General features: G+C 72.6%; 6 protein-coding genes. 3 read left to right on the plus strand and 3 right to left on the minus strand.

Annotated features, from left to right (window positions below):
* Positions 1-14: 14 nt before the first annotated feature.
* Together A2U95_RS16020 and A2U95_RS16025 are read left to right on the plus strand one after the other, a co-directional pair.
* Complete coding sequence (locus tag A2U95_RS16020) at positions 15-959, plus strand: RluA family pseudouridine synthase (RefSeq protein ID WP_166023114.1); 945 nt, start codon at positions 15-17, stop codon at positions 957-959.
* Positions 956-1426 carry a GNAT family N-acetyltransferase gene (locus tag A2U95_RS16025; protein WP_166023116.1) on the plus strand — a complete coding sequence of 157 codons (471 nt, stop codon included), beginning with the start codon at positions 956-958 and terminating at the stop codon, positions 1424-1426. Before A2U95_RS16020 ends, A2U95_RS16025 begins: the two co-directional genes overlap by 4 nt.
* Before the next feature lie 27 nt (positions 1427-1453).
* On the opposite strand, the gene A2U95_RS16030 is transcribed toward A2U95_RS16025, so the two are convergent.
* Positions 1454-2575, minus strand: coding sequence for a mechanosensitive ion channel family protein (locus A2U95_RS16030; RefSeq protein WP_166023118.1), 1122 nt, complete (start codon positions 2573-2575; stop codon positions 1454-1456).
* 60 nt (positions 2576-2635) lie between these two features.
* On the opposite strand from A2U95_RS16030, the gene A2U95_RS16035 reads away from it, so the two are divergent.
* Positions 2636-3205, plus strand: a complete 570-nt coding sequence (locus tag A2U95_RS16035) for a dienelactone hydrolase family protein (protein ID WP_166023120.1) — start codon at positions 2636-2638, stop codon at positions 3203-3205.
* 36 nt (positions 3206-3241) lie between these two features.
* On the opposite strand, the gene A2U95_RS16040 is transcribed toward A2U95_RS16035, so the two are convergent.
* Together A2U95_RS16040 and A2U95_RS16045 are read right to left on the minus strand one after the other, a co-directional pair.
* Positions 3242-4228, minus strand: a complete 987-nt coding sequence (locus tag A2U95_RS16040) for a zinc metalloprotease (RefSeq protein ID WP_166023122.1) — start codon at positions 4226-4228, stop codon at positions 3242-3244.
* Between the two features lie 329 nt (positions 4229-4557).
* The coding region (locus tag A2U95_RS16045) for an alkaline phosphatase D family protein (protein WP_240957343.1) at positions 4558-6130 on the minus strand (1573 nt) is incomplete at its 5' end.

The following is a 6130-nucleotide window of genomic DNA, read 5'->3' on the forward strand; positions in this document are numbered from 1 at the left end:
GGCATACTCGACGGGTGAGCACGATTCCCGAGATCCGAACCCTGCCCGTGCCGGACGGCCTGGAGGGCGAGCGCGTCGACGCCGCCATCTCCCGGATGTTCGGCTTCTCCCGGACCAAGGCGGCCGAGCTGGCCGCGGCGGGCAAGGTGCAGGTCGACGGGGTGGTCGTCGGCAAGTCCGAGCGCGTCTCCGGCGGAGCCTGGCTCGAGGTGGAGATGCCCCAGGCACCCGCCCCCGTCCAGGTGGTCGCCGAACCCGTCGAGGGCATGGAGATCGTGCACGACGACGACGACATCGTCGTGATAGTCAAGCCGGTCGGCGTGGCGGCGCACCCGTCGCCGGGCTGGACGGGGCCGACCGTGATCGGCGGGCTGGCCGCGGCCGGCTACCGGATCTCGACCTCCGGCGCGGCCGAGCGCCAGGGCATCGTGCACCGCCTCGACGTCGGCACCTCCGGCCTGATGGTCGTCGCCAAGTCCGAGCACGCGTACACGTCGCTGAAGCGCCAGTTCAAGGAGCGCACGGTCGACAAGCGCTACCACACCCTGGTGCAGGGCCACCCCGACCCCACCAGCGGCACCATCGACGCCCCCATCGGCCGTCACCCCAGCAGCGACTGGAAGTGGGCGGTCACCGCCGAGGGCAAGCCGTCGGTGACCCACTACGACATGATCGAGGCCTTCCGCGCGGCGTCCCTGCTGGACGTCAAGCTGGAGACCGGCCGCACCCACCAGATCCGCGTGCACATGTCGGCCCACCGGCACCCCTGCGTCGGCGACCTCACCTACGGGGCGGACCCCACGCTGGCCAAGCGGCTCGGCCTGGGCCGGCAGTGGCTGCACGCCGTGCGCCTGGGACTGGAGCATCCCGGCACGGGTGATTGGGTCGAGTTCGCCAGCGACTACCCGGAGGACCTCCGGAAGGCGCTGGACAAGGTCCGAGAGGAGACCTACGCGTGACCGCCCCCGCCGTCGTCGTGCGCGTCGCCGAGGACCCCGCCGACCGGGAGGCGTGCTTCCGGGTCCGCAAGGAGGTCTTCGTCGCCGAGCAGAACGTCCCGGAGGAGATCGAGTACGACGCGCTGGACGCGCACGCGGTGCACGTCCTGGCGGTCCGCGAGGACGGCGTGCCGCTGGGCACCGGGCGGCTGCTGTTCGGCGAGGCCGCCGCGAAGAAGACCGGCGGCGACCCGGCCGTCGGCTCGCTGGGGCGGCTCGCGGTGCTGCGGGAGGCCCGCGGTCTGGGTGTCGGCGCGCTGCTGGTGCGGGCCATCGAGGAGGCGGCGCGCGAGCGCGGCCTGACCGTGGTCGACCTGGGCGCGCAGGTGCACGCGACGGGCTTCTACGAGCGGCTGGGCTACCGGGCGTACGGCCCGGTCTTCGACGACGCCGGCATCCCGCACCGGTCGATGCGGCGCACGCTCTGACCGTCCGGGCCCCCGAGGGGCCGCGGCTCACCTCTCGAGCCGCGGCTTCGGCATGCCCTCGCGCACGGCGCGCGCCGGCTCCCCGGCCCGCTCCGCGGTCGGCACCGGCAGCCGCACCGGAGGCTCCGGCGGGGCCGTGACGATGCGCGGCAGGGCGTAGGGGTGCTCGGCGGCCAGCCAGCGGAGCATCTCCTCGCGGACGGTGACCCGCACCGTCCAGATGTCGTCCGCGTCCTTGGCGGTGACCAGCGCCCGGACCTCCATGGTGGTCGGTGTGGTGTCGGTGACCTGCACGCCGTGGGCCCGGCCGTCCCAGGCGGGGCAGTGGCGCAGGATGTCGCGGAGCTTGTCCCGCATGGCCTCCACCGGGGCCCGGTGGTCCAGGTGCCAGTAGACGACGCCGGTCATCCGGCTGCCGCCGCGCGACCAGTTCTCGAACGGCTTCGAGGTGAAGTACGACACCGGCATGGTGAAGCTGCGCTCGTCCCAGGTGCGCACGGTCAGGAAGGTCAGGGTGATCTCCTCGACCGTGCCCCACTCGCCCTCGACGACCACGGTGTCGCCGATGCGGACCATGTCGCCGAAGGCGATCTGCAGACCGGCGAAGACGTTGCTCAGGGTGGACTGGGCGGCGACACCGGCGACGATGCCGAGGACTCCGGCGGAGGCCAGCAACGAGGTGCCCGCCGCGCGCATCGCGGGGAAGGTCAGCAGCATCGCGGAGACGGCGACCACGCCGACGATCGCGGTGACCACCCGCATGATCAGCTCGACCTGGGTCCGCACCCGGCGGACCCGCGCCGCGTCGTGGTGGACCCTGGCGTACCGGTTGTAGGAGGCCTCCACCACCGCCCCGGCGATCCGGATCAGCAGCCAGGCGGTGGCCCCGATCAGGAGCAGCGTGAGGATCCGGCCGATCAGCACCCGGTACGGGCCGCCGATCTGCGCCTCGTCCCAGGAGGCGCGGATCAGGGCGACGCACAGGGCTATCTGGTAGGGGATGCGAGCGCGCCGCAGCAGACCCCAGGCGGGGGTCTCCGGGTGGCGCTCGTCGGCCTTGCGGAGCAGCTTGTCCGTGGCCCACCCGATGACCAGGGTGAGGAGGACCGAGCCGCCGACGACGATGAGCGGGCGCATGACGTTCTCCATTCGGCGCGCCTATCCCGGACCCGGGAGAAACGAACGCGGAGACCGTGTGAGCATTTACTCATGAACGTGATGCTCTTCCACTCGACCTACGGTCTGCGCCCGGCGGTGCGCGAGGCCGCCGACCGGCTGCGCGCGGCGGGCCACCAGGTGTGGACACCGGACCTCTTCGAGGGACGGGTCTTCGAGACGGTCGAGGAGGGCATGGACCACCACGCCCGGGTGGGCGCGGACGAACTGCTGAAGCGGGCCGTGCTGGCCGCCGCCCCGTACGCGGACCGCGGGCTGGTGTACGCCGGCTTCTCGCTCGGCGCGGCCACCGCGCAGACCCTGGCGCTCGGTGACGAGAAGGCGCGCGGCCTGCTGCTCCTGCACGGCACCTCGGACATCGCGGCGAACGCCTCGGTGGACGACCTGCCGGTGCAGCTCCACGTGGCGGAGCCCGACCCGTTCGAGACGGACGACTGGCTGAGCGCCTGGTACCTGCAGATGCGCCGGGCCGGCGCGGACGTGGAGGTCTTCCGGTACCCCGGGGCCGGTCATCTCTACACCGACCCCGGTCTTCCGGACCACGACGCGGAGGCGGCCGAGGCCACCTGGCGGGTGGCGCTCGGCTTCCTCGACTCGCTGTAGCTCCCCGGCCCGCCGCAGCGGATCACGGCGTGGGCGTCAGCCCGCGCGGTAGGCCGTCCAGGACTGCTGCATCCGGGTCACCTGGCCGGCGGTGAACTGGTACATGCAGGAGTCGTACGTGTAGTCCATGAAGTTGTGGATCGGGTCCGCGCCGGCGGTCTTGGTGCAGGTGTCGCGGCCGGTCGGGCACTCGTACGCCGGGCTGGCCTCGGGGGCGGTGTCGGAGACGTAGTCGCCGTTGCCGTTGCAGCCGCCCTGGAAGGTGTGGTAGAGGCCCAGCCAGTGGCCGACCTCGTGGGTGGCGGTGTCGCCCTGGTTGTAGTTGGTGGCGGTGCCGCCCGGCAGCGACGCGTCGAGGAGGACCACGCCGTCCTGGGAGCCGATGGTGGAGGTCGGGAAGGTCGCCCAGCCGAGCAGGCCGCCGCTGAGGTTGGCGGTGTAGATGTTGAGGGCGTTCTTGCCGCCCTTGCGCAGGGCCGTCTTCATGGCCTTCTCGGCGGAGGAGCCGGAGGCCAGGTTGTACCAGGAGGCGTTGTTCGTGTAGTCGACGGACGCCAGGGAGAACTGGAAGCCGGTGGCGACGTTGCCGGTGCCCTGGCCGGCGTAGGCGGCGTTCAGCACGTTGATCTGGTTGTTGATCTGGGTCGACGACAGGTTGCCCTTGGTGCCGTCGGTGATGACGTGGAAGTACACCGGGATGGTGGCGGAGACCGCGGCCGCGGAGGGGGCGGCGGCGCGCTTGTCGGCGAGCCGCTTCTCGAGGTCGGCCTGCATGGCCTTGGCCTTGGCGGCGGTGACCGTGTTGGGGTCGACGGCCTCGTGGTCGTGGTCGTGGCCCTTGGCCTGACGGGCCAGGGAGCCGGCCGTGTCCTCGCAGGCCTCGGCGGCGGAGACCTTGGCGGCGGGCGCGGCGGCGAGCGTCGTCGGGGCGGCGACCGGGGTCAGGACGAGGGATCCGGCCACGGCGGCGGCACCGATGAGCCGCCGGCGCAGCTGGGGGGATATCCGGGCGAACGCACGCATGTGAGCTCCTTGCTCGAGCGGGGCGGAGGGGCGCGCAGGGGTCTTTCCTGGCCGCCGCCCGGACATTACGTGGACATGCCCAGCTGTCATGAGTGCGGATCCGGCCTGATCGCACGGGGCGCAGACCGGGACAATCGGCGTGGCGCGAGCACCGCCGTCCCGCCGGAACGGGACGACGGTGTGACGTGGCGCGCTCGCGGGAGGCCGGAGTGTCCGGATTCGTTCGGTGGCGAAACACCGGCCGAAGACCCGGGTCATCCGCCCTTTACGAGGGCCGGAGTTCGCCGGAGTGGCTGGAAATCGGCCCTGTGGTTGACGCGCGTTGCGTGCTACACGGGGTCGTGGACGCGCTCGGCCTTCTGCGTCCCGCTGAGGGTGCGGTAGGAGCGGACCCAGTGGGAGGAGGCGGCCGGGTCGGTGCGGTCCGAGACCCGGTAGTAGTCCATCTGCGCCCGCTCGGGCGTCACCGAGAACACGCCGTAGCCGTGCTGGTCGGTGTCGACGTACTTGATGTGCCGGTTCATGGTCCTGATGACCGGCGCCGCGACGGCCGTGACGGCGCCCTCGGCCACGCCGACGTAGTCGTTCAGGTTGTCCGAGGTGACCGAGGTGACGATGAACTCGGTGGCCGCGGAGGCGGTCAGCGGGTACGTCGTCGCGTCGACCGGCACGTCGGCGGCGAAGGCCATGTGGACGTCGCCGGTCAGGAAGACCGTGTTGCGGACGGAGTGGGACCGCAGGTGGGAGATGAGCTCCTTGCGGTCGTCGGTGTACCCGTCCCACTGGTCCACGCTGATCGCCAGGTCCGGCAGGCCGAGCAGTTCGCCCAGCGGCTCGCGGACGAACTCCGGGAGCTGGGCCACCGAGAACGGCGCGATCATCACGGAGTTGCCGACCAGCCGCCAGGTGGTGTCCGAGGCGGAGAGGCCGGATTTCAGCCAGTTCATCTGGGCGCGGCCGGTGAGGGTGCGGTCCGGGTCGTCCACCGCGCCGCCGGCCGAGGAGACCTGCTGGGAGCGGAAGCTGCGCAGGTCCAGCAGGGAGAGGTCGGCCAGCTTGCCGAAGCGCAGCCGGCGGTAGGTGGTGCCGGCGACGGCGGGGCGGACCGGCATCCACTCGAAGTAGGCCTGCTTCGCCGCCGCCTGGCGTGCCGCCCAGGTGCCCTCGGCACCCTCGGTGTGGTTCTCGGCGCCGCCGGACCAGGTGTCGTTGGCGATCTCGTGGTCGTCCCAGATGGCGATGCAGGGGGCCGCCGCGTGCAGGGCCTGCAGGTCCTGGTCCGTCTTGTACCGGGCGTGGCGCGTCCGGTAGTCGGCGAGGGTGAGGATCTCGTGCTCGGGCCGGTGGGTGCGGACCACCCCGCCGTAGGCGTAACCGCCGCTGGCGTACTCGTAGATGTAGTCGCCCAGGTGGAGCCAGGCGTCCAGGTCGCCGCGGGCGGCGAGGTGGCGGTACGGCGAGAAGTAGCCGGCCTCGTAGTTCGAACAGGAGACGACGCCGAACCGCAGGCCGTCCACCGGGGCGTCCGCGGCGGGCGCGGTGCGGGTGCGGGCGACGGGGGAGTGCGTGCCGCCGGCGGTGAAGCGGAAGAAGTAGTCGGTGGCCGGGCGCAGGCCGCGGACGTCGGCCTTGACGGTGTGGTCGGAGGCGGCCCTGGCCGTCATGGTGCCGCGGGCCACCACGTCCGTCAGGGCGCGGTCGGTGGCGACCAGCCACTCGACCGGGGTGTCCGCCCCGGCCCCGGACCCGGGCGTCGCGTCGGGGGAGGGGGTGACCCGGGTCCACAGCAGGACGCCGTCGGGCAGCGGGTCGCCGGAGGCCACGCCGTGCAGGAAGGCGGGGGCCGTGGCGGCCGCCCGGGCCGGCGGCGCGGTGGCGAGCGGCGCGGCCAGCGCGGCGCCG

Source organism: Streptomyces chilikensis (genome assembly GCF_001642695.1).
Lineage (GTDB): Bacteria > Actinomycetota > Actinomycetes > Streptomycetales > Streptomycetaceae > Streptomyces > Streptomyces chilikensis.